The organism is Nocardiopsis mwathae (genome assembly GCF_014201195.1).
GTDB lineage: Bacteria > Actinomycetota > Actinomycetes > Streptosporangiales > Streptosporangiaceae > Nocardiopsis_C > Nocardiopsis_C mwathae.
Genome location: NZ_JACHDS010000001.1, coordinates 2,997,502 through 3,020,242, shown reverse-complemented (window position 1 = coordinate 3,020,242; position 22,741 = coordinate 2,997,502). Strand labels below are relative to the sequence as shown.

Here is a 22,741-nt window from a genome sequence, read left to right as displayed (position 1 = left end):
CGACAGCGGGCCACCCGACCGCGACCGTGTGACACCGATGCGACACCGATGAGTGAGGGATCGCCGCCGTGAGCTTCCTAAGGGCCCTACTGGGCCGATCCAAGCCGGTCCAACCCGACCTCGACCAGCTCTTCGGTCTGCCGTCGGCGGCCGTCACCCTGCAGGCCGCAGCAGGGTTCCGACCCACCGGCAGCGGCTCGGTGGCGTTCCGAGCGGCCGAGGGCCAGGCGTTCGCCGACCTGGAGCGCGACGTCACCGACCTGCTCAACGCCGACGGCGGCCCGGCGGTGGAGCCGATCGCCGACGACTACGGCTACACCTGGCTGGTGGTGCGTGTCGACACGGGTGCGTCAGGCGACATCGGCGGGCTGGTCACCGACATCCACGCGGTCAACTCATCACTGGAGAACGCCGGGTTCGGGCCGTCGCTGCTGTGCTCACTGGTGACCTTCGCCGACGACCGCGGTCGCACGGTCGCACTGGTGTACCTGTACAAGCGCGGCACCTTCTATCCGTTCGCGCCGACCGGCGGGCAGAGCCGGGACAACGCGCTGGAGCTGCAGATCGAGGCCGCCGTCGGGAACGACATCGCGGTGGAGAAGGACAAGTCGCGCTGGTTCCCGGTCTATGGGGCGCCGGGTCTGTGACCCCGGCGGTGCCGGCGACACCACGGCGGGATTCCGGATTCCGGAATATGTTTATCGCAAAGTGGATAAAATCTGTTCTCGGGTCTGGTCCCGAACGGGTGGCGCCGGGCACACTGGTCCGGTGCGCATCGTCATAGCCCCAGACAAGTTCGCCGGTACCCTCACAGCGACCGAGGCCGCCCAGGCCGTCGCCGACGGCTGGCACGACGTCGACCCCGACGCCGCGACCGAGCTCCTCCCGCTCTCCGACGGCGGCCCCGGCTTCGTCGAGGTCCTGCACACCGCCCTGGGCGGCACGACCCTCCGGGTGGACGTCACCGGCCCGCTCGGTACACCGGTGACCGCCGAGTACCTACTCGACGGTGACGGTGGCACCGCCTACATCGAGAGCGCCCAGGCCTGCGGACTGCACCTGGTCGACCCCGACCGGCGCGACCCCGGGCGCACCACCAGCCGCGGCGTCGGCGAACTCATCGCCCACGCCATCGGCCGCGGCGCCCGCACCGTCGTCGTCGGCCTCGGCGGCAGCGCCACCAACGACGCCGGGGCCGGCATGCTCGCCGCCCTCGGCGCGACCCCCGATGAGGCCCTGGGCTCCGGCGGTCTGGCCCTCGCCGACCTGCCCGGCCCCCTCGACCTCGGCCCCGCCCGCCGCGGCACCGCCGGGGTCCGGCTCGTCGCCGCCACCGACGTCGACAACCCCCTGCTCGGCGCACAGGGCGCGAGCGCGGTCTTCGGCCCGCAGAAGGGCGCCGACGCCAGCCAGGTGCGGCGCCTGGACCGCGCACTGGCCCTGTTCGCCGACGCCGCCTCCGCCGCGCCCGGGGCGCAGTGCGACCCTCGCGCCCTCCCGGGCGCCGGTGCCGCGGGCGGGCTGGGCTACGGCCTGTTGCTGCTCGGCGGCACCGTCGAGTCGGGCGTGGCGCGGGTCCTGGCCGCCGTGGACCTCGCCGAACAGGTGGCAGCGGCCGACCTGGTGATCACAGGGGAGGGGTCCTTCGACTCGCAGTCGCTGCGCGGCAAGCTCCCGCACGGAGTGGCGCTGACCGCTGCGGCACACGCCGTGCCGTGCGTGGTGGCCGCCGGTGTGGTGGCGGTGGACCGGGCGGAGGCCGCTGCCGCGGGGATCACCGCGACCTACTCCCTGGTGGAGTCGGCGGGGTCGACCGAGGCCGCGCTGAGCAGGTCCGCCGAGGAGCTGCGGCGTCTGGCCGGCGACATCGCCCGGCACTGGCGGCCCTGAGGCGCCTGCCCGACGCGCCCGGCCGAGCCCCGCTCGCCGCCCGGAACGAAGCGGGGGAGCCGCCGATCACCTCCCCGCGGAATGGCGGAGGCCGCCCGGACGACCTAACCTGGGGGTGCAGCACCAGTACGCATCGCGTGTCCCCGCCACGGGCTGGAATGCACAGCGAAACCTCGGCGTTGACACCTCCGAGGAAAACTCAGGTCGCAGTGGCGGCCGCCACGCCTTTTGGAGGAGCTAGCAGATATGACGGTTCAGAGCGAGGCCACCGCGCAGGGGATCATCCTGACCGATGAGGCGTCGGGCAAGGTCAAGGCGCTCCTCGACCAGGAAGGCCGTGACGACCTGCGGCTGCGTGTCGCCGTTCAGCCGGGGGGCTGCTCGGGGCTGCGCTACCAGCTGTTCTTCGACGAGCGTGAGCTCGACGGCGACGTGGTGGCCGAGTTCGGCAGTGTCGAGGTCGTCACCGACCGCATGAGCGCCCCCTACCTCATGGGCGCCACCATCGACTTCGTCGACACCATCGAGAAGCAGGGCTTCACCATCGACAACCCGAACGCCACCGGCTCCTGCGCCTGCGGCGACTCCTTCAACTAGGCGCTTTCCCGGTCCTGCCGACGCGGCGATCACGCCGCGGGCACCGGCGGCGCCGGACCCGGCCCGTGCGGACTCCTCCGCACGGGCCGTTGCGCTTCGCGCGCCGTGTGCCGAGTGCCGCGTCCAGCCCCGCCGCGGCGACTCATCCACGGCGACGTAACGGATATCGGGGATATGAGGCCTTCTGTGTCACGGGTCGTGATGGGTACTCTTGCTAGGTCCCGATCTCCCGACCCAAGGAGCCCTCCGCCGTGCGCATCGCGGTTACCGGATCCATCGCCACCGATCACCTGATGACCTTCGAGGGACGCTTCGCCGAGCAGCTGATCGCCGACCAACTGGAACAGGTGTCGCTCTCGTTCCTGGTCGAAGAGCTGGAAGTACGCCGCGGCGGCGTCGCCCCCAACATCTGCTTCGGCCTGGGGCGCCTGGGGCTGCGCCCCGTGCTGGTCGGCGCGGCGGGCGCCGACTTCGAGGAGTACCGGTCATGGCTGGAACGCCACGGGGTGGACACCTCCGGCGTGCACATCTCCGAGGTGCGGCACACCGCGCGGTTCGTCTGCACCACGGACCGCGACCAGAACCAGATCGCGTCCTTCTACGCGGGCGCCATGGCCGACGCGCGCAACATCGAGCTGGGGCCGCTCGCCGCCCGTGACGGCGGTCTGGACCTGGTCCTGATCGGTGCCAACGACCCCCAGGCCATGCTCCGGCACAGCGACGAGTGCCGCGACCGCGGCCTGGCGTTCGCCGCCGACCCCTCCCAGCAGCTCGCCCGTATGGAGGGCCCCGAGGTGCGCCGACTCATCGAGGGCGCCGCCTACCTGTTCACCAACGAGTACGAGAAGGCGCTCGCCGAGCAGAAGACCGCGTGGAGCGACGAGGAGATCCTCGCCCTGGTCGGCACCCGGGTCACCACGCTCGGCGCCAAGGGCGTCCGGATCGAGCGCAAGGGAGAGCCCCCGCTGCACGTGCCCGCGGCGGTCGTCAGCGAGAAGGCCGACCCCACGGGTGTCGGCGACGCGTTCCGCGCCGGCTTCCTCGCCGGCGTCTCCTGGGGGCTGCCGCCGGAGCGCGCCGCCCAGGTCGGCAACGCCACCGCCGTGCACTCGCTGGAGGTGAGCGGGCCGCAGGAGTACCAGCTGACCCGCCGGACCCTGCTGGAGCGCCTGGCGGCCAGCTACGGCGACGACAGCGCGGCCGAGGTGGAGCCCTTCATCTAGGAGGGCCGTCCCAGGTCAGGGCTACGTCACCGGCACCGCCTCCGCGGCCCCGGCGGCCGCGGAGGCGGTGGCGTGTCAGGGCCGGGCCGCGTGGCCGTGCCGGGACATCAGGTCGAACAGGGCGCGCTCCAGCTGGCAGGGGCGGGTGACGCGATCGCTCCACGGCACCCGGATCAGCGCCGGATCGCCGCCGTGCAGCGGGTTGACCCACAGGGTCACACCGTGGGCGTCCAGCTCCCAGAGCCAGGCCGCCCCGTCGGGGGTGTCGGGCAGGTGGCGCAGGGCGGCGCTCAGCTCGTCGCGGTGGCAGTCGTTGACGTGTCGCAGGATGCGCTCGGCCGCGCCGGTGATCGGGTCGGGCGCGGCGGCCCGGAACGCGGGGCCGTCGATGACGCCCGAGGCGTCGTATGTGTGGTACATCACCGTCGCGGGCTCCACGCGCGCGAGCAACGGCGCGTCCGGCATGGGATCATGGTCGACTGCGGCGAGCAGCTCCTCGTCGGGGCACACGTCCCACACGGCGAGGGCGGCGTCGCGGCGTTCGCCTGCGGGGACGGCCGATACGCGGCCGTCGCACCACAGCCGAGCGCGTACAGTAGGTGTGCGACCCACGTGCCGCAGCGCGGAAAGGCCGACGCCGATCGGGAGATCGGCGTTCGTCCGTCCCGCCGCCCGCAGTGCCTCGTGCAGCGGGTGGCCGGACTCGGCCCACAGCACCGTGCGACCGGCATCGTCTACCGCCCCGCGCACGCTGAAACGCGTGCCGGGATCGTCTGCCAACACCGCCGTGGTGGGGGTCGCCGTGGCGGCGAGGGAACGGACCCGTTCGATCGCGGACGGGCAGGGCTGTCGCATGACACCTCCTAGACTTAGGCAAGCCTTACCTAGGATTCCCGTTTTTGCAAGTGACTCAAACAACGGAGGACCTCAATGCGCTACACCGGACCGAAGGTGCGGTTGTCCCGGCGCGCGGGCACCCCGCTGACCCGTAAGGCGGTCAGCTACTTCGAGAAGCGGCCGTACCCCCCGGGTGAGCACGGCCGCCGCGTTCGTCGCAACACCAGCGACTTCGCCGTCCGCCAGGCGGAGAAGCAGAAGATGCGCTGGTACTACGACCTGTCGGAGAAGCAGCTCCTGCGCGTCTACGAAGCCGCCAAGAAGCGCCCCGGCCGTACCGGTGAGGAGATGGTCTCCGAGCTGGAGCTCCGCCTCATGACGGTGCTGCTGCGGGCCGGCTTCGCGTCGTCGATCTACGCCGCGCGGCAGTACATCAACCACGGCCACATCACCGTGGACGGCAAGAAGGTCGACATCCCGTCGTACCAGGTCAAGCCCGGTCAGGTCATCGGCGTTCGGGAGAAGTCCCGCAACATGGTGCCCTTCATCGAGGCCGCCGAGGGGATCCACGCCGACGACAAGATCGCCGGCTTCCTCGCCGTCAGCCACAAGGACCTGCGCATCGCGGTCGTCGACCGCCCCAAGCGCGAGCAGGCCCCGGTGCCCTTCGACGAGCAGCTCGTCGTCGAGTACTACGCCCGCTAGGCCTCTGGTGTGAGCAGGGCCGCGCAGCCGACTCCCGGCCGCGCGGCCCTGCTGCGTGACGCGCCCGGCCCCCGGGCCGCCGCTCTTCTCACGCTCTTCGTGAGGGCGCGCGTCAGTACATCCGGCGGATGTGGAACGCGCTACCGCGCTCCAGTGGGACCTCTGCCACGAACTCGTGCATCTTCAGCCGGCACCACGCCGGGATGTCCGTCCTCGCGGCCGGGTCGTCGGCTGTGACGGCTATGACAGTACCGATCGGCACCTCGCGGATACGCCCCGCGAGCATGATGATCGGAATCGGGCATTTGCGGCCGGTCGCTTCGACGGTGACCAAGGGCTGGTCCGACACCGATGTACTCCTCGCGTAGCAGGTTCGTATCCCAATCTTGACCCATGTGGAGCGTTAAGCGGCACCCGGTTAAGGGCGTCGTAAATGCAGCGATACCCTCGCCTTAGCCCGCACTTCGGGGAGGTTTCGCGGACACCGTCACGGCGTCCCCGAGCAGCCCCGGAAGCCGGGTAGGGCGATGGACGCGAACCACCGGGACCCCGGGCTCGGCGCCGCGGATCCACGCGACGGCGGGTCGCGGACGCTAGAGAGCGTCCGTCACCGCCCCCGCCGCGAGGGTGTGCAGCAACACGCTGGCTCGGTTCGCCCACGAGCGGATCACCAGGCGGTTCGCGATAATGTTGCCCCTTGACAAGCTTCGGATATAACTACGCCCGTGCACGCCGTGCGGGCATTCACCGCTGGGAAGGCAATCCGTGAGTCCGACCCGCCATAGGAATCGGCGCTCCGCGTTGCGCCGATGGGCACCACGTGGCGCCGCGCTCGCCGCGCTGGGTATTGCCGCGACCGGCTGCGCGTCGAACGAGTTCACTCGTTTGGGTGTGCCGGAGCCGATCACCGAGCAGGCCGAGACCGTTCTCGCGCTCTGGCAGGGCTCGTGGGTGGCGGCGTTCGCGGTCGGCATTCTCGTGTGGGGACTGATCATCTGGTCGGTCATCTTCCACCGCAAGCGCTCCGAGCAGCTGCCGCCGCAGGTGCGCTACAACATGCCCATCGAGGCGCTCTACACCGTTCTGCCGATCGTCGTCATCGCGGTCCTCTTCTACTTCACCGCGCGCGACCAGGCCTACCTGCTGGAGACCGACGAACCCGCCGACGTCAACGTCGAGGTCGTCGCCTTCCAGTGGAGCTGGCAGTTCAACTACCTCGACGAGTCGAAGGCCGAGGTCCGCGAGGCGGCCGACGACCCCAAGGCCGAGCCGAACACCGAGTTCTCGGTCGTGGGTACCCCGCAGGACGTCCCCACGCTGGTCGTCCCCGAGGGTGCGGTCGTCCACTTCGACCTCTACTCGCCCGACGTCATCCACTCCTTCTGGGTCCCCGCGTTCGCCTTCAAGCTGGACGTCGTCCCGGGCCGGGACAACGCGTTCCAGGTCAAGGTCAAGGAGGGCACCGCGGGCACCTACGCCGGCCGCTGCGCCGAGCTGTGCGGTGTCGAGCACGCCGGGATGCTCTTCAACCTCGAAGTGATGGAGCCCGACGACTACGAGGCCTGGGCCGCCGAGCAGAAGCAGGCCCACGACCAGAGGAGCGAGCAGATCGCGGAGCGGGCCGCCGAGCGTGCGGCCGACACCGCCGATGCCCGCGACGAGAATGCCGACGCCGACGACGCCGAGCAGGCCGGCACGGCCGAGTCGGCCGACGGCGCCGACGAGCAGGACACGGCCGACGCCGCGGCCGAGGAGGCAGGCCAGTAATGACGACGGCAACCGAGACGAGTGTGGCGGCCGGCCCCCGGCCGACGCGCAAGGGGTCGATCATCGTCAACTGGATGACGTCGACCGACCACAAGACGATCGGGTACATGTACCTGATCACTTCGTTCGCGTTCTTCCTGTTCGGCGGAGTGCTGGCGCTGATCATCCGCGCCGAGCTGTTCCTGCCGGGCATGCAGGTCGTGACGAAGGAAGAGTTCAACCAGCTCTTCACCATGCACGGCACGATCATGCTGCTGATGTTCGCGACCCCGTTGTTCGTCGGGTTCGCCAACATCATCATGCCGCTGCAGATCGGCGCCCCCGACGTGGCGTTCCCGAGGATGAACATCTTCGGGTACTACCTGTTCCTCTTCGGCAGCCTCATCGCCATCGGCGGGTTCCTCACCCCCGGCGGTGCGGCGAGCTTCGGGTGGTTCGCCTACACGCCGCTCTCCGACGCGGTCCGCTCGCCGGGCCTCGGCGGTGACCTGTGGATCCTGGGCCTGATCGTCAGCGGTCTGGGCACCATCCTGGCGGCGGTCAACTTCATCACCACCGGCCTGTGCATGCGCGCTCCGGGCATGACGATGTTCCGGATGTCGATCTTCTCCTGGAACGCCATGCTGACCAGCGTTCTGGTGCTGATCGCGTTCCCGGTCCTCACCGCGGCCCTGATCGCGCTCGGCGCCGACCGCATGATCGGCACGAACGTGTACAACGCCGAGCACGGCGGCGCCATCCTGTGGCAGCACCTGTTCTGGTTCTTCGGCCACCCCGAGGTGTACATCATCGCGCTGCCGTTCTTCGGTATCGCGACCGAGATCCTGCCGGTGTTCAGCCGCAAGCCGATCTTCGGCTACAAGAGCCTCGTCGGCGCGACCATCGCGATCGCGGGCCTGTCCGTCACGGTCTGGGCGCACCACATGTTCCCGACCGGCGCGGTGCTGCTGCCGTTCTTCTCGTTCATGACCTTCCTGATCGCGGTCCCGACCGGTGTGAAGTTCTTCAACTGGATCGGCACCATGTGGCGCGGGCAGATCGTCATGGCCAGCCCGATGCTGTTCGTCATCGGGTTCCTGGTGACGTTCCTCTTCGGTGGCCTCACCGGTGTGCTCCTGGCCTCCCCGCCGATCGACTTCCACGTCACCGACAGCTACTTCGTGGTGGCCCACTTCCACTACGTGGTCTTCGGCACCGTGGTCTTCGCGATGTTCGCCGGCTTCTACTTCTGGTGGCCGAAGTTCACCGGGAAGATGCTGGACGAGAAGCTCGCCAAGGCGCACTTCTGGGTGCTGTTCTTCGGCTTCCACGGCACCTTCCTGGTGCAGCACTGGCTGGGCGCCGCGGGCTTCCCGCGCCGTTACGCCGACTACCTGCCGACCGACGGGTTCACCCTGCTGAACCAGATCTCGTCGGTCAGCTCGTTCATCCTCGGCGCCTCGACGCTCATCTTCTTCTGGAACATGTGGATCACCCACAAGAACCCGAAGAAGGTCGAGGTCGACGACCCGTGGGAGTACGGCTGCTCCCTGGAGTGGGCCACCTCCTGCCCGCCGCCGCGGCACAACTTCACGTCGCTGCCGCGCATCCGGTCCGAGCGCCCGGCGTTCGACCTCCACCACCCGCACGCTGCCGCTCCGGGCGCACACCCGGAACCGGCGAACACGAAGTAGGAGGGTGCGTTCATCATGAAGATGCAGGCATACCTGTTCATGGGCGTCTCCACCTTCTTCGGCCTGTGTGCGGCGCTGTACGCCTATTGGGCCTGGGTGGCCGAGGGCCAGATCGAGTGGACCGGCACGACCGCCCTGGTCGTCGCGATCGGGTTCGGCTGGATGGTCGGCTTCTGGTTGTGGCAGGCCGCCCGTCGTAGCGAGGCCTGGCACGGGCTGCCGCCGGAGGAGCGCCTCGACGGCGAGATCGTCGAAGGCGCCGGCGAGTACGGGTTCTTCAGCCCGCACAGCTGGTGGCCGCTGTTCGTGGCCATGGCGGTCGCGTTCACCGCGGTGGGTGTGGCGATCGGCTGGTGGATGGTCCTCATCGGCGGGTTCGCCGTGATCATGACCTCCATCGGCTGGGTCTTCGAGTACTACCGCGGAGAGTTCCAGCACTGAGTTCGCACGCCGCCGAGTGCGTCCCGGAGGCGAGACCGGGCCTGATATCCCCGGTCGGTCGGTGGGTTCCGATGAGTCCACAGACCGACCGGGGTATTCTTTTGGGGCGGCCCGTACCTGATCATCGGTATCTCCCCGCTTTGGCCGCGTTGTCAACGATCTGGAACTTTCCTGCTCGCCGCCGCGTCCAATGCCGATGACGGAGCTTCGCAGTAGGTAGAGCAGAACGCAGGAGGTCGCTCGCGTGAAGGGCAGCACAGTCCCGACGGCGTACCGCCGGCTCGGCGCCGGAATGGCCGGTCTGACCCTCGCCCTCACCGCGGCATGTACGGGTCCGGACGGTGCCGATACCAGCACCGCCGGGGCCGAGGCCGCCGGTGACGAGGTCAAGATCGCGATCAGTCCGGAGGACGGCACCACGAAGGTGCGCCCGAACCTGCCCGTGACCGTGACCGCGGACGGCGGCACCATCACCGATGTCACGATCGAGCAGTCGCAGAACACCGAGGCCGACGCGCAGAACCCCGCAGACGGTGAGGGCACCGAGGCGGGCGAGGCCGAGGACGGCGAGGACACGCCCGACGTCGACGAGGTCACCGGAACCCTCAACGAGGACAAGACCGAGTGGGTCAGTGACTGGAACCTCATCCCGGGCTCCGACATCACCGTGACCGCCCTCGCCGAGAACGAGGCCGGTGAGGAGACGGAGGTCATCAGCGAGTTCAGCACACTGGAGGCCGCCCCCGGCCAGCGGCTGGAGCTCCAGTCCAACTTCCCCACCAGTGGCCAGGAGGTCGGTGTGGGGATGCCGGTCATCGTCAACTTCGACATGCCGGTGGAGAACAAGGCGCAGGTCGAGAACTCCATGGAGGTGACCTCCGAGGAGACGGTCGAGGGCGCCTGGAACTGGTTCGGCGACAAGATGGCGGTGTTCCGCCCCAAGGAGTACTGGCAGCCGAACCAGGACGTCAGCGTCGACCTGCACCTGGCCGGCACCGAGGCCTCCGACGGTGTCTACGGGGTGAAGAACTACCGCATCGACTTCCGCGTCAGCCGCGAGCAGATCAGCACCATCGAGAACGACGAGTACACGATGGTCGTCGAGCGGGACGGGAAGCAGATCAAGTCCTTCCCGATCAGCAACGGCGACGGCAGCACCCGGGCCTACACCACCACCAGCGGCACCCACCTGCTGATGGAGAAGTACGAGCACCTGGTCATGGACTCCTCCACGGTGGGCGTCCCGGTGGACAGCCCCGACGGCTACAAGCTGGACGTCAACTACGCGGTCCGGTTCTCCAACAGCGGTGAGTTCACCCACGCGGCGCCGTGGAACAACCGGCTCGGCCAGGCCAACCTGAGCCACGGCTGCACCAACATGAGCGTGGCCGACGCCAAGTGGTACTTCGAGAACGCGCTCATGGGCGACGTGCTGGTGATCAACGGCACCGACCGCCAGCTGGAGGTGGACAACGGCTGGGGCTACTGGCAGCGCTCGTGGGACGAGTGGCTGGAGCACAGCGAGACGGGCGAGGCCGACACCACCGACGGCAACGGCACCCCGGGCGACGTCCACGGCGAGGCCGTCTGACCCCCGCACCTGGGCGAATCGCCGGAGGGCCGCTGGGAGCGCACCGCGCTCCCAGCGGCCCTCCGTGCTGTGCGGGGTGGGCGATGGCAGGACCGCTGTGCGGTCCTGCCGGTGGTCGCCTGCTCGGTGTCCTGGGGAGACGAGCGGCCGTGACGACGTGAGGGGGAGGGGCGGGGGCGGGCGCCCTTCCCCGTCCCGCCGTCCCCCGAGCCCCCTGCCTCCGCTGTTCTCGGGGGTGGGATGGCGCTATCACCGGGTCGGTCCGCGACGGAGGGGACTGCGGCCGACCCGGCCACGCCCCGCCGGCGGACGGCCGCCCCTGACACCGTCTCCCTCGTCTTCCCCGCCGCCGTCGTCGTCAGGCCGCACAGGACGCTCAGAGCTCGCACAGGACGACGAAGGCCCGGCCCCCGCTTTCGGGGGCCGGGCCTGGTGTTTCGGCCGTTGGGGTTCGCCTCAGGAGGACGAGCCGGCCTTGGTCTCCTCCTCGGCACCGTGCGCGCCGTGGTGGAGGTGGTGGCCGCTGTGCGGCTCGACGCCCTCGAAGGAGATGTTGTCCTTCGTGTACCAGTGGGCCAGGGCGGCGCGCATCCGCCCCATGACGCCACGGGCCTCCGGGGCCTCGACACCGTGCTCGTCGACGGCATCGACGTCGATCCGCTCGACCGGCTGCTTGGCCTGCAGCACGTGCACGGTGTCGTCCGAGGACTCCTTGTGGACCTCGACGAACTCACCGCTGGGCAGCTGCTGGATGGTGCCGCTCTCGTAGCCGTGCTCCAGCGTCTCCCGGTCCCGGCGCTGCAGGCCCAGGCAGATGCGCTTGGTGATGATGAACGCGATGATCGGTCCGGCGATCAGGAAGATCCGGAAGAAATACGTCGTCGCGTACAGGCTGATCGAGAAGGTCTCCGACAGGACGTCGTTCGACCCGGCCATCCAGAGCAGACCGTAGAAGGTCATGCCGGCGACACCCAGGCCGGTGCGGACCGGCGCGTTGCGCGGGCGGTCGGCCACGTTGTGGTGGCGCTTGTCGCCGGTGATCCACTGCTCCAGGAACGGCCAGGCCGCCAGACCACCGAAGATCAGTCCCGGAATCACCAGGCCCGGGACCAGCACGCCGGTCGGAACGGCGTAGCCGAAGATCTGGAAGTCGAACCAGTTCGGGAAGACCCGCAGCGACCCCTCCATGAAGCCCATGTACCAGTCGGGCTGCAGACCCGAGGTGATGGATGTCGGGCTGAACGGGCCGAACAGGTGGATCGGGTTGATCTGCACGAACGCGCTGAGCCCGGCCATGATCGCGAAGACGAAGAAGAAGAACCCGCCCGCCTTGACGGCGAACCCGGGGAACATCGGCGTACCGACGACCTTCTTCTCGGTCTTCCCCTTCCCGGGGTACTGCGTGTGCTTCTGGTGCCACAGGATCATGAAGTGCGCCACGATCAGCGCCAGCAGGATCCCGGGGATCAGCAGGATGTGCAGCATGTACAGCCGCGTGATGATCTCGTCGCCGGGGAACTCCCCGCCGAAGAGGAACATGCTGAGATACGTGCCGACCAGCGGCAGCGCGATGATCACACCCTGCAGGATGCGGACACCCATGCCCGAGGGCAGGTCGTCCGGCAGCGAGTAGCCGAAGAGGCCCTCGACCATCGCCAGGGCGAAGATCGCGACACCGATCAGCCAGTTGATCTCGCGCGGCTTGCGGAACGCTCCGGTGAAGAACACCCGAAGCATGTGCACCACCAGCGAGGCGACGAAGATCAGCGCCGCCCAGTGGTGGATCTGCCGGACCAGGAACCCGCCGCGCACATCGAAGTCGATGTACAGCGTGGACGCGTAGGCCTCGCTCATCTCGACACCGTTGAGGCGCTCATAGGAGCCGTCGTAGGTGACCTCGGCCATGCTCGGAATGAACCAGAACGTCAGGAAGATTCCGGTGATGATGAGGATGATGAACGAGTACAGGGCGATCTCGCCCAGCATGAAGGACCAGTGGTTCGGGAAGACCTTGCGCAGGTTCTTCTCACCGGTCTTCGACAGGTGGAAGCGGTCATCGATGTAGTTGCCGATGTTCCGCAGCGCCTTGGGCGCCTCTGGGGTCGTACTCATCGACTAGGCCTCCTTCTCCGCGTCCCAGAACGTCGGGCCGACCGCTTGGGAGAAGTCCCCGTCCGCCACCAGGTAGCCCTCGTCGTCCACCGAGAGCGGCAGCTGGGGCAGGGGCCGGTGCGCGGGGCCGAAGACGACCTTGGCGGCATCGGCGGCGTCGAACGTCGACTGGTGGCACGGGCACAGGATGCGGTGCGTCTCCCGCTCGTACAGCGCCGCCGGGCAGCCGACGTGCGTGCAGATCTTGGAGTACGCGATGATCCCGTCCTGCGTCCAGTTGAGCTTCTGCTCGGTCATTTCCGGGCCCCAGGCGTCCTCCGGCATCTTGATGAGCAGGATGACGGCCTTGGCCTGGTCGTTGAGGCTGACGGCCCCGTGGGGGTTCTCCTCGCTGGGCTCGACGTAGGGCAGTGCCGAGATCATGCCGCCGACCTCGTCGAGGTCCGAGACCTTGATCTTGCGGTGCGTGCCCTCGACGGCGATGTGCATGCCCTTTTCCCAAAGGGTGTTGTGCAGCTTGTCGCCGGGGAGCGGCCCGGTGTCGCGCAGCATGACGATGGGGGCGAGCCCCATCGGCGCCATCGCCAGCAGCAGGGTGCGGCGCATCAGCGGGCGCTTGAGGAACCCGCTCTCGTCCGCGCTCTTCATGAAGAACTCGCTGAACGACTTCTTCTCCTCCGGCGGGGAGGGGAGCTCGTCGTAGGGCGAGGACACCTCGTAGTGCGGCATCACGCGGCGCGCCCACACCGTCATGCCGGCGCCGATCGCGAACAGGGCGAGGGCGAGCGTGCCGCCCAGCGCCATGTTCGAGTACTGGCCGATCTGCGGGTCGGCGATCGCCGGCTCGTCCGCGGCGTTCGGCGGCCACGCGAAGTAGGCCACGAAGAAGCCGATGCCGGCGAGGAACGCGATGATGAACCACGCGGAGGCGATCTTCTCGCCCTTGCGCTGCTCCTCCTCGGAGCGCGTGTGCGTCTCCTCGGCCGGATACGGCCCGGCGTGCTCACGGTGCGGTTCCGCCGAACCGGCGACGATCGTGTCGCCGGAGGCGTCCGAAGGGGTGCCGATGACGCGGTCGTCGGCACCCGCCTCGTTATCGGGGTTGGTGTTGTTTTCAGTCATGGGCTCGCTGCTTCGCGGTGATCCAGATCGCGCAGGCCACGATCAGGGTGAGACCGACGGTCCAGCCGATGAAGCCTTCGGCGACCTGGCCGATGCGGTTCAGGTCGAAGATTCCGCCCGCGTTCGGCTCGTACTGCAGGGTCTTCACGTACGAGATCAGTTCCTGCTTCTCCGTCGGCGTGACGGTGGTGTCGTTGAACACGGGCATCTGCCCGGGCCCGGTGAGCATGGCCTCATAGATCTGACGCGGTGTGGCGTCGTGGATCTCGGGCGCGTACTTGCCGCCGGTGAGCGCGCCGCCGGCACCGGACCAGCTGTGGCAGTGCGCACAGTTGGTCAGGTACAGCTTCATGCCCGCCTCGGTGTCCTGGGCCCCTGCGAGGTACTTCTCGTAGGCGTCGTCGTACTCCGCCTTGGCGGACTCGAAGGACTCCTCGTCGTCGAAGTCGCCTCGCTGCGGAGCGTTGCCCGGGACGTCGTAGGGGATCTTCGGGCCGTCGCCGATCTCGGCGTTGTAGTACGCGATGAGGTCGTCGAGCTCCTCATCGGTGATGGCCTGCGGCTTCCGCGGCATCTGCGTGTCCGGGTCCATGGACGGCATACGCCCGGTGCTCACCTGGAAGTTGACCGCGGCCTCACCGGAACCGGTGATGTCCGGGCCGTTGGCGGAGCCTCCGCCGGTCAGACCGTGGCAGCTCGCACAGGTCTTGTTGAAGATGTCCTTGCCCCGCTGAGCGTCAGGCTGACGGTCGTCGACCTTTTCGGCGGCAAGTGTCTGCGCCTCGGCCCTGTCGGTCCCGGTGGGCGCCACGAAGGCGTAGCCCAGACCGAAGAGGCCAAGCGCGAGTATGACGACGACATACCCCGCAAGGGGATGCCGTCGCCGCGCGGTAATCCATTTCACGGTTTCCCCGATTCGGGTTACTGAATGAAGTAGATGGTTGCGAACAAAGCGACCCAGACCACATCGACGAAGTGCCAGTAGTAGGACACAACGATCGCGCTCGTGGCCTGCTGGTGGGTGAAGCGCTTCGCGGCGTACGTGCGTCCCAGCAGGAGCAGGAACGCGATCAGCCCACCGATCACGTGGAGACCGTGGAAACCCGTGGTGAGGTAGAACATCGAGCCGTAGGCGCTGGACTGCAGGGTCAGTCCCTCGTGGACGAGCTCTCGGTATTCGTTCGCCTGGCCGAGTACGAAGACCAGGCCCATGAGGAACGAGATGAAGAACCACATACGGAGCTTCCGCACGTCACCGCGCTCGGCGGCCCAGACGCCGGCCTGCGCGGTGAAGCTGGAGGCCACCAGAATGATGGTGAACACGAGGGCGTAGCCGACGTCGGGCTCGACCTCCGGCCAGGGCCCCAGGTCGGGGTTGCCCACGGTCACCGATCGGATGGTGAAGTACATCGCGAACAGCGCTGCGAAGAACATGAGCTCGTTGGCCAACCACACGATGGTGCCAACGCTCACCAGGTCAGGTCGCTTAGCCGCACCATGCACTGGTGTCGGTCCTGTTGTTTGGTTCGCGGTTGCTGTCGCCACGTCAGCATTATTACGGCATCTCGCGCGAGGTGGTGCACGACCCCCCGGAACCCGTGTGATCGGCGCCGACAACGCTACCGGCCTGTGACGGGGGACGTTGTCGCTTCGCGACCTTCCCGTTATCCGGCGCTCGCAGCCGAGGGAGTGCGCGTGGGCGGGCGTCCGGGGTGCCGCTTGCCCCGCAGCGGCCGGGATTCACGGGGGTGAGCTGGGCGTTCGCAGTCGGGCCGCGTGCGCGGGAAGGTATCGAATCGGTATCGGGCCGTCGTACCGGCGGGGGGCGGCCATGGCTGGCGGGGTGGCCTGGGTGGCATCCTGTCGTGTCGAAGGTCTCAAGGAACGTAGGCTCGGCAGTGGTGGCGTTCTCCCCCACATGGATTTGAGTAGGGACGGTTGAGCATGGCGAACAACGACCGCGACTCCGCGCAGCACGGCCCGAAGATGCGGATCCTCGTCTACAGCAGCGACGCCGCGGTACGCGAGCAGGTGCGGCTCGCGATCGGCCGCCGTCCGGCCGCCGACGTCCCCAAGGTCGAGATCATCGAGTGCGCCACGTCCCCGGTCGCGCTCAAGCACCTGGAGGACAGCGGCATCGACGTCGCCGTTCTCGACGGCGAGGCCGCCCCGGTCGGCGGGATGGGGCTGTGCCGCCAGATCAAGGACGAGATCTACCAGTCGCCGCCGGTGCTGGTGCTCATCGGCCGCCGCGACGACGGCTGGCTGGCGGCGTGGTCGCGCGCCGACAAGGCCGTCAGCCACCCGATCGACCCGGTGGCGCTGGCCGAGGCGCTGGCCGAACTGATGCGGACGCGCGCCGCGCGGCCGGCCGCGAGCTAGATAGGCTGGGTGGTCCACCCCGGGGGCCGCCACCGGCCTCCGGTCGGTCCCACGACCCGTCGGTCCACGCACGGAAAGCCGCTTCGATGGTGTACTCCGTCGCCGTCGTTCACGCCAACGGCGGCGCCTCACGCCGATCCGCCGGCGGTGCCCGGCACCGCCTCTCCTTCCTTGGTGCTGCGCATCACGGAGCCGACATCGCGCGATGGCGATGGCACAGCCGACCCATCCCATCCGCCCGCGTCGCCCTGGGACGCGGCCGATCGATGTCGCCGACCCCGTGACCGAGAACCTGGAGGACGTCTGTTGCGTACACGTGAGCGAACCTGGTCCGACCTGATCACCGCCCTGCTGGAGGGCGATTCCCTCTCCGCCGAGGAGACGGAGTGGGCGATGAACGAGATCATGTCGGGATCCGCGACCGACGCCCAGATCGCCGGATTCGCCATCGCGCTGCGGGCCAAGGGCGCCAGCGTGGAGGAGGTCACCGGTCTGGCCAGCGGAATGCTGGACAACGCCGTGCAGATCTCGGTTCCCGGCCGGACCGTCGACATCGTCGGCACCGGCGGTGACCTCGCACACACCGTCAACGTCTCGACGATGGCCGCCATCGTCGCGGCCGCGGCCGGAGCCAAGGTCGTCAAGCACGGCAACCGCGCGGCCTCGTCCTCCTGCGGCACCGCCGACGTGCTGGAGCGGCTCGGCGTGGTCATCGACCTTCCGCCGGAGGCGACCGCGCGAGTGGCCGACGAGGCGGGGATCACCTTCTGCTTCGCGCCGCTGTTCCACCCGTCGCTGCGCTACGCCGCCAAGCCCCGCCGCGAGCTCGCCGTGCCGACGGTGTTCAACTTCCTCGGACCGCTGACCAACCCGGCCCGCCCCGGGGCGGGCGCCATCGGCGTCTTCGACGAGAGCATGTGCGCCACCGTGGCCGGGGTGTTCGCCCGCCGCGGGGTCAGCGCACTGGTCTTCCGAGGGGACGACGGCCTGGACGAACTGACCACCACGACGACCTCGGGGGTGTGGACGGTCCGCGACGGCGAGGTGCACCGGGAGACCCTGGACCCGGTGGACCTCGGCATCGACCGGGCGGACCCCGAGGCTCTGCGCGGCGGTGACGTCGAGTTCAACGCCCGGGTGGTGCGCGAGACCATCGCCGGGCGCCACGGTCCGATCCGCGATGCCGTGCTGCTGAACGCGGCCGCGGCGATCACGGCCGTCGACGGCCTCACCGGTCCCCTGGTGGACGCTCTGCGGTCCGGCTACGAGCGGGCCGCCGAGGCCGTCGACAGCGGCGCCGCGGTTCGGGTGCTCGACCGCTGGGTCGAGGTCAGCCAGTCCCACGGCAAGCGCGTCTAGGCCCTTCTCCGGCTCCCCGTACGAGTGCCCCTGCAGCGGCGGCCCGCGACCACCGACGTGGTCGCGGGCCGCCGCCCGTCGGTGCCGGTCAGAGGCCGAGGGAGAACGCGGCCTGCAGGTCGTGCCGGGAATAGGCGTTGAAGGCGATGTGGGTGTCGGACGATCGGATACCGGGGATCCTGTTCACCCGGCCCGGGATGACGTCGGCGAGCTCCTCGTGCCGCCGCACGCGGACCAACGCGATCAGATCGATGCCACCGGTGACGGAGTACACCTCGCTGACGCCGTCGATTTCGGCGATCGCCTCGGCGACCTCCGGGATGCGGTCCACGTCGGCCTTGATCATGACGATCGCGGTGATCACTGGCTCTCCTCCTGGCAGAGTGGGTGGAAAAGACGGCCGCCGACGTCGGGGATCCGCGCTCCGGGCCCGATCAGTACACGTCCGACAGGCGCGTGCCCGCACGCCAGCGTATGCGGTGGATCAGCAGCCCACCGATCACCCCGCCGATGAAACCGTAGACGTGCGCGGCATAGGCGATGTTGCCGCTGTCCCCGTCGGCGCTGGGGAACAGCGACACGCTGACGTAGAGAAAATACTGAAGGACGAAGTAGGTGCCGACCATCACCCACCCCGGGAGCCGGATCGGCAGCACGAACAGCGCGAGGAAGATGATCCGGCTGCGGCGCTGCACCAGCAGGTAGGCGCCCAGCACGCCGGAGACCGCCCCTGAGGCGCCGACCAGCGGCATGTCGGCGTCGGGCGTCCCCAGTGCGTAGGCGTAGGTCGCGATGAGCCCGGTGGCCGTGTACAGGCCCAGGTAGCGCAGGCGGCCCAGCCGGTCCTCGACCACGGGGCCGAACACGAACAGGAACACCATGTTGCTCATCAGGTGGACGGCGTCGCCGTGCAGGAACATCGCGGTGAACGCCGAGACCCAGGGGACCTTGGTGAACTCCCCGCCGGAGCAGCCGCCGGAGTAGGGGAGCTGATCGCCGCTCAGGAGCTCGACCGGGATGGCGCCCCAGCGCCAGACGTACACGTCCACCGGGCACACGCGGGACACCAGGGAGTCGCCGTACCAGAACGCCAGCATCGACATGGGCGACAGCAGATAGACGCTGACACAGGCGGCGATCAGCAGGTAGGTGACGACGGGTACCCGGCGGCCCCGGTAGTCGTCGCTGAGCGGGATGCCTGCCATCGATCTCCGTCCACGATGTCGCTGGGCTGTGCCGCGTGATGCCGGCCTCCGCCCCCGGGCGCCGGGATCGACGGCGGACGTCGGCGCGGGCCTGCGGATGGTCAGTCGTAGGCGCTGTCGCGCTGCCAGTCTGTCAGCTCTCGGTGCTTCTCGGCACCATTGACCGGGCATGTCCACGGGGCCGCGGTGTCGATCAGCCGGATGCCGGGCGAGCCCAGCCAGCGCAGCACGCACTCCATCTCCCCGGGGGTCGCCCGCGGACTGGGGCCGGGGCCGGGGAACACGGTCTCGGCGGCCGCGACGAGCGCCTCGACGTAGGCGTGGGGATCGCTTCCGGGCCGCATCGTGCCGCTCCCGGCGAGCCGCCCGTACCGGATGACGTGCACCTCCCACCCCGGCCGGGTCGGCTGCGCGGCGACCAGCTGGGGCACCGCGGCCAGGGCGGCGAGGCGCTGGGCGCGCGCGGCGCCGGCCACGAACGCGGCCCGCCGGTCGCGGTGGAGCGCGGCCTCCTCATAGCGCAGTTCGACGGAGAGCCGGGTGATGTGACCGCTCAGCGCCTCGACGACGGGGGTGGCGTCGGTGGTCATGGCCGCCTCGGCGGCCGCCGCGTGCTCCGCGTAGCGCGCGGGGGACTCGCTGCCGTCGCAGGGCGCGCCGCACCGGCCCAGCTGGGCCAGAACACAGGCGCTGATGGGGCGGGCGGGGGAGAAGCGGTGGGTGCACTGGCGCAGCGGGATGGCCTGGTGCAGCGCCTCGCGGGCCAGTTCGGCCTCGCGGGAGGAGCGGAAGGGGCCGATGTAGGGCGCGTCGTCGTCGCGGACCGTGCGGACGACCGACAGCCGCGGGTAGGCCTCCCGGGTCAGCTTCAGCCAGGCGGCGCGTCCGGGGTTGCGGGAGCGGCGGTTGTAGGGCGGCTTGCGCTCGGCGATGAGCCGCAGCTCGCGGACCTCCGCCTCCAGCGCGGTACCGCAGACGATCGGGATGACCCCTTCGACGAGGGCGATCATGTCCCGGATACGCCCGCGCGTCTCGGCGGCGGTGAAGTAGGAGCGGACGCGCCGCCGCAGGTTCGAGCTCTTGCCGACATACAGGGTGTCGCCCTTGGCGTCGGTGAAGACGTAGACACCGGGGGCCTCGGGGACGTCGTCGGCGAGGTGGCGCTTGCGGCGCTGGGCGCCGGTGCGCGGGGTGCGGAAGCTCCTCAGCTCTTCCAGGGTGTCGACGCCGTGTGAGCCGAGGCGTTCCAGCAGCCCGTGCAGGACGCCGACGGTGGCGCGGGCGTCGTCGAGGGCGCGGTGGGTCGGCAGGTCGGGGACCCCGAAGAACCCGGCCAGCGTGCCGAGCTTGTGGTTGCGCACCTCGTCGCGGGTGACCAGGCGGCGGGCGATGGGCAGGGTGTCGACGACGGTGGGGGCGGGCCAGGTGTGGCCGTGCCGGGCACACGCGGCCTTCAGGAACCCGATGTCGAAGGGGGCGTTGTGGGCGACCAGCACGGGACCCTCGTCCTGCTCGGCCGGGCCCTCGGCGTGCAGCCCGGCGAACTCCAGGAAGGCGGGCAGGGCCGCATCCAGACCGGGGGCGGTGGCGACCATGGCCTGGGTGATGCCGGTCAGCAGGGTGATGTGCGGCGGGATGGGCATGCGGGGGTCGACGAGGGTGCCGAACTCGCCGAGGACCTCGCCGCCGCGCACCTTGACGGCGCCGATCTCGGTGATCCCGGCGCCGTCGGAGCGCGATCCGGTGGTCTCCAGGTCGACGACCACGAACGTCGTGTGCGTGAGGGGGGTACCCAGCTCGTCGAGGGTGCCTTGGACGAGTGCTCCGGGTGGGGAAAGCCGCTGGTCTGCCACCCGGCCAGCCTAAGCGGCCGCGGTGACGGACGGGCGGGCGCGGTACGCGGGTTCGTCCCGGTGTGACCGATCGTGTCCGCTCCGCACCGGGATCGATGCGGATCCGTCAAGATCAGGACCTCACCTACGTGGAAAGATGGTGCAGGCCAGGGGCGGGGGGAGCGATGGTGCGTCCGGTCGGCGCGGGCGCGGCGCGGCGTGCTGCGGTGTCACCGGGCCGTTTCCCGGCGCGCAGGGCCTAGGGTCGTGCGGTGAGGATGCAGAAGGAGGAAGTGGCCTTGAGTATTTCTGTCCCGTCCGAAAGCCAGCGCTGGCGGTGCGCCCAGTGCGGGAACCTGACCCGGTTCGACGTGACGCGGAGCGTGCGGTCGCGCGACTACCTGCACTTCGACCTGTCCGGCGCCTACGACGTCGAGGAGAGCGAGGTGCTCGCCGAGACCGTCGATCAGGTGCGCTGCCGCTGGTGCAACGCACTGGACTCGGTCGAGATCGTGGACCGCCCCGCGGGCGAGGAGGCGGGGACCACCGCCGAGAACGGTGCGCAGCGGAATGACCTCTGACGGTACGGCCCCGCGGAGTGGTGCCCATCCGGAGGGGAGCGCCCACGAGGAGGCCCTGCGCCGCCCGCTACCGGAGAGTGTCCGCTCCCGGGTCATCGAGTACGGCTCCGACGTCCTGGGCGGGATGAGGATGTCCCAGCTGCCGCCGCCCCTTCGCCGCGTGGCGAAGTTCGAGCCGCGCCGCCGCGCGCGCCTGGCCGGGCCGCAGATCGCCGCCCAGCTGGAGGGCGACGCCGAGTTCCGGTCGCAGGTCGCCGCTCGGGTGGAGCAGGTGTGGCCGGAGCTCGCCGAGGAGCTGCGCAAGGGCGTCGTTCCCCCTGCGGCCGACCCGGTCGCCGTCGCGGCCGCCGCCTACCTGGTCCGGCCGGAGGGCTGGTCGGAGATCGTCGAGCGCATCCACGGCGAGCTGGAGCGCCAGGAGACGGCCAAGGAGGCCGACGAGGCCGCGGAGACCATCGCCGACCTGCGCCGCCAGCTGGAGGACAGCAGATCCGAGCAGCGCGAAGAACTGGCCCGCCTGCGCGCGCGGCTGCGCGAGCAGCGCACCACCATCGCCGACCTGCGCCGCAAGATCCACACCGAGCGCCAGCGGGCGAAGGAGGCCGTCACGGGGGCCGAGCAGGCGATCGCGGAGGCGGCGGAACTCAGCTCCACGACGACCAACCAGGTCAACGTCGTGGAAGCGGAGAACCGCCGGTTGCGCAACCGCCTCGCCGCGGCCGAAGCGCAGGTGGAGAACGCCCGCCGGGCCGCCCGCGCCGGACGCAGCGCCGACGAGGCGCGGCTGCGCGTACTGCTCGACGTGCTGCTGGACGCCGCGCACGGGCTGCGCCGGGAACTGGCGCTGCCCACCTCCATCGAGAGCCCGGGCGATCTGGTCGCGGGGGAGCGGCAGGCCCGCGGGACCGTCGTCCCCGGCCAGGGGCTGCCCGATGACGACCCCGGTCTGGTCGACCAGCTGCTCACGCTGCCGCGCATCCACTTCCTCGTGGACGGCTATAACGTCACCAAGACGGGGTACGGCACGCTTCCGCTGGCCGATCAGCGCGGCAGGCTGCTGGCCTCCCTGGAGGGGCTGGCGACGCGGACCAAGGCCGAGATCACCTGCGTCTTCGACGGCGCCGATGTGGAGGCGCCGCCGGCCCTCTCCGCCACGCGCCGTGTCCGGCTGCTGTTCAGCGACCCGGGAGAGACCGCCGACGAGCTCATCATCCGGCTGGTCCGGGCCGAGCCCGAGGGGCGGCCGCTCGCCGTGGTGACGTCCGACAAGGAGATCATCACCGCGGTCCGGCGCGAGGGGGCGCGCACCGTGGCCTCCGCGCTGCTCCTGCGGCGCCTGGAGGCCTGAGGGGCACGTCCGACATCGCTGACATCGGGGTGCAGGCTGTTACTTGTCGTAGTTGTGGTTGAGGTGAGACCGGAGG

General features: G+C 69.7%; 22 protein-coding genes. 13 read left to right on the top strand and 9 right to left on the bottom strand.

Annotated elements, in window-relative coordinates; all coding sequences use genetic code 11:
* Positions 1-68 precede the first annotated feature (68 nt).
* The 4 genes from pspAB (at position 69) to HNR23_RS13050 (ending at position 3,710) form a co-directional block, all read left to right on the top strand.
* Positions 69-647 (top strand): PspA-associated protein PspAB, encoded by a 579-nt coding sequence (gene pspAB / locus HNR23_RS13065; protein WP_184075852.1) that lies wholly within the window; start codon positions 69-71, stop codon positions 645-647.
* A 121-nt stretch (positions 648-768) separates the two neighbouring features.
* Positions 769-1,890 carry a glycerate kinase gene (locus HNR23_RS13060; RefSeq protein ID WP_184075851.1) on the top strand — a complete coding sequence of 374 codons (1,122 nt, stop codon included), beginning with the start codon at positions 769-771 and terminating at the stop codon, positions 1,888-1,890.
* A 246-nt stretch (positions 1,891-2,136) separates the two neighbouring features.
* Positions 2,137-2,487 (top strand): HesB/IscA family protein, encoded by a 351-nt coding sequence (locus tag HNR23_RS13055; protein ID WP_184075850.1) that lies wholly within the window; start codon positions 2,137-2,139, stop codon positions 2,485-2,487.
* A gap of 251 nt (positions 2,488-2,738) precedes the next feature.
* The gene (locus HNR23_RS13050; protein WP_184075849.1) at positions 2,739-3,710 is read left to right on the top strand and encodes a PfkB family carbohydrate kinase; all 972 of its coding nucleotides are present in this window, start codon (positions 2,739-2,741) and stop codon (positions 3,708-3,710) included.
* A 75-nt stretch (positions 3,711-3,785) separates the two neighbouring features.
* Here HNR23_RS13050 and HNR23_RS13045 read toward each other — a convergent pair whose 3' ends face one another.
* Positions 3,786-4,565, bottom strand: a complete 780-nt coding sequence (locus HNR23_RS13045; protein ID WP_184075848.1) for a DUF2470 domain-containing protein — start codon at positions 4,563-4,565, stop codon at positions 3,786-3,788.
* A gap of 75 nt (positions 4,566-4,640) precedes the next feature.
* On the opposite strand from HNR23_RS13045, the gene rpsD reads away from it, so the two are divergent.
* A complete protein-coding gene (rpsD, locus tag HNR23_RS13040) occupies positions 4,641-5,252 on the top strand; it encodes a 30S ribosomal protein S4 (RefSeq protein WP_184075847.1) in 612 nt (203 codons plus the stop codon).
* 112 nt (positions 5,253-5,364) lie between these two features.
* Here the strand turns inward: rpsD and HNR23_RS13035 are convergent, their stop codons facing one another.
* Positions 5,365-5,601, bottom strand: a complete 237-nt coding sequence (locus HNR23_RS13035; RefSeq protein WP_184075846.1) for a sulfurtransferase TusA family protein — start codon at positions 5,599-5,601, stop codon at positions 5,365-5,367.
* A 416-nt stretch (positions 5,602-6,017) separates the two neighbouring features.
* Here HNR23_RS13035 and ctaC point away from each other — a divergent pair, with 416 nt between their 5' ends.
* The 4 genes from ctaC (at position 6,018) to HNR23_RS13015 (ending at position 10,724) form a co-directional block, all read left to right on the top strand.
* On the top strand, positions 6,018-7,019 hold the full coding sequence (gene ctaC, locus HNR23_RS13030) for an aa3-type cytochrome oxidase subunit II (RefSeq protein WP_449406834.1): 1,002 nt from the start codon (positions 6,018-6,020) through the stop codon (positions 7,017-7,019).
* Complete coding sequence (gene ctaD, locus HNR23_RS13025; protein ID WP_184075844.1) at positions 7,019-8,692, top strand: aa3-type cytochrome oxidase subunit I; 1,674 nt, start codon at positions 7,019-7,021, stop codon at positions 8,690-8,692. The genes ctaC and ctaD overlap by 1 nt, the downstream gene beginning before the upstream one ends.
* Positions 8,693-8,707: 15 nt before the next feature.
* Positions 8,708-9,133, top strand: a complete 426-nt coding sequence (locus HNR23_RS13020; protein ID WP_184075843.1) for a cytochrome c oxidase subunit 4 — start codon at positions 8,708-8,710, stop codon at positions 9,131-9,133.
* Between the two features lie 292 nt (positions 9,134-9,425).
* On the top strand, positions 9,426-10,724 hold the full coding sequence (locus tag HNR23_RS13015) for a L,D-transpeptidase (RefSeq protein WP_184080258.1): 1,299 nt from the start codon (positions 9,426-9,428) through the stop codon (positions 10,722-10,724).
* Between the two features lie 456 nt (positions 10,725-11,180).
* On the opposite strand, the gene qcrB is transcribed toward HNR23_RS13015, so the two are convergent.
* The 4 genes from qcrB to ctaE are packed head-to-tail and all read right to left on the bottom strand — an operon-like array spanning position 11,181 to position 15,461.
* Positions 11,181-12,836, bottom strand: a complete 1,656-nt coding sequence (qcrB, locus tag HNR23_RS13010; protein WP_184075842.1) for a cytochrome bc1 complex cytochrome b subunit — start codon at positions 12,834-12,836, stop codon at positions 11,181-11,183.
* Positions 12,837-12,839: 3 nt separating this feature from the next.
* On the bottom strand, positions 12,840-13,958 hold the full coding sequence (gene qcrA / locus HNR23_RS13005; RefSeq protein ID WP_184075841.1) for a cytochrome bc1 complex Rieske iron-sulfur subunit: 1,119 nt from the start codon (positions 13,956-13,958) through the stop codon (positions 12,840-12,842).
* The gene (gene qcrC / locus HNR23_RS13000) at positions 13,951-14,862 is read right to left on the bottom strand and encodes a cytochrome bc1 complex diheme cytochrome c subunit (protein WP_184075840.1); all 912 of its coding nucleotides are present in this window, start codon (positions 14,860-14,862) and stop codon (positions 13,951-13,953) included. The genes qcrA and qcrC overlap by 8 nt, the downstream gene beginning before the upstream one ends.
* 17 nt (positions 14,863-14,879) lie before the next feature.
* Positions 14,880-15,461, bottom strand: coding sequence for an aa3-type cytochrome oxidase subunit III (gene ctaE, locus HNR23_RS12995; protein ID WP_449406833.1), 582 nt, complete (start codon positions 15,459-15,461; stop codon positions 14,880-14,882).
* Between the two features lie 441 nt (positions 15,462-15,902).
* On the opposite strand from ctaE, the gene HNR23_RS12990 reads away from it, so the two are divergent.
* Positions 15,903-16,340 carry a response regulator transcription factor gene (locus HNR23_RS12990; protein ID WP_184075838.1) on the top strand — a complete coding sequence of 146 codons (438 nt, stop codon included), beginning with the start codon at positions 15,903-15,905 and terminating at the stop codon, positions 16,338-16,340.
* 306 nt (positions 16,341-16,646) lie between these two features.
* Positions 16,647-17,699 carry an anthranilate phosphoribosyltransferase gene (trpD, locus tag HNR23_RS12985; protein ID WP_246421730.1) on the top strand — a complete coding sequence of 351 codons (1,053 nt, stop codon included), beginning with the start codon at positions 16,647-16,649 and terminating at the stop codon, positions 17,697-17,699.
* Between the two features lie 88 nt (positions 17,700-17,787).
* Here the strand turns inward: trpD and HNR23_RS12980 are convergent, their stop codons facing one another.
* The 3 genes from HNR23_RS12980 to HNR23_RS12970 form a co-directional block, all read right to left on the bottom strand.
* Complete coding sequence (locus tag HNR23_RS12980; protein WP_184075837.1) at positions 17,788-18,063, bottom strand: Lrp/AsnC ligand binding domain-containing protein; 276 nt, start codon at positions 18,061-18,063, stop codon at positions 17,788-17,790.
* A gap of 70 nt (positions 18,064-18,133) precedes the next feature.
* Complete coding sequence (locus HNR23_RS12975) at positions 18,134-18,904, bottom strand: rhomboid family intramembrane serine protease (protein WP_184075836.1); 771 nt, start codon at positions 18,902-18,904, stop codon at positions 18,134-18,136.
* 101 nt (positions 18,905-19,005) lie between these two features.
* Positions 19,006-20,757, bottom strand: a complete 1,752-nt coding sequence (locus HNR23_RS12970; protein WP_184075835.1) for a DEDD exonuclease domain-containing protein — start codon at positions 20,755-20,757, stop codon at positions 19,006-19,008.
* A gap of 278 nt (positions 20,758-21,035) precedes the next feature.
* Here HNR23_RS12970 and HNR23_RS12965 point away from each other — a divergent pair, with 278 nt between their 5' ends.
* Entirely contained in the window at positions 21,036-21,317 is a 282-nt protein-coding gene (locus HNR23_RS12965; protein WP_184075834.1) for a hypothetical protein, read from the top strand.
* Positions 21,307-22,665: an NYN domain-containing protein gene (locus HNR23_RS12960; protein ID WP_184075833.1), complete on the top strand. Its 1,359-nt coding sequence runs from the start codon at positions 21,307-21,309 to the stop codon at positions 22,663-22,665. Before HNR23_RS12965 ends, HNR23_RS12960 begins: the two co-directional genes overlap by 11 nt.
* Positions 22,666-22,741: the final 76 nt, after the last annotated feature.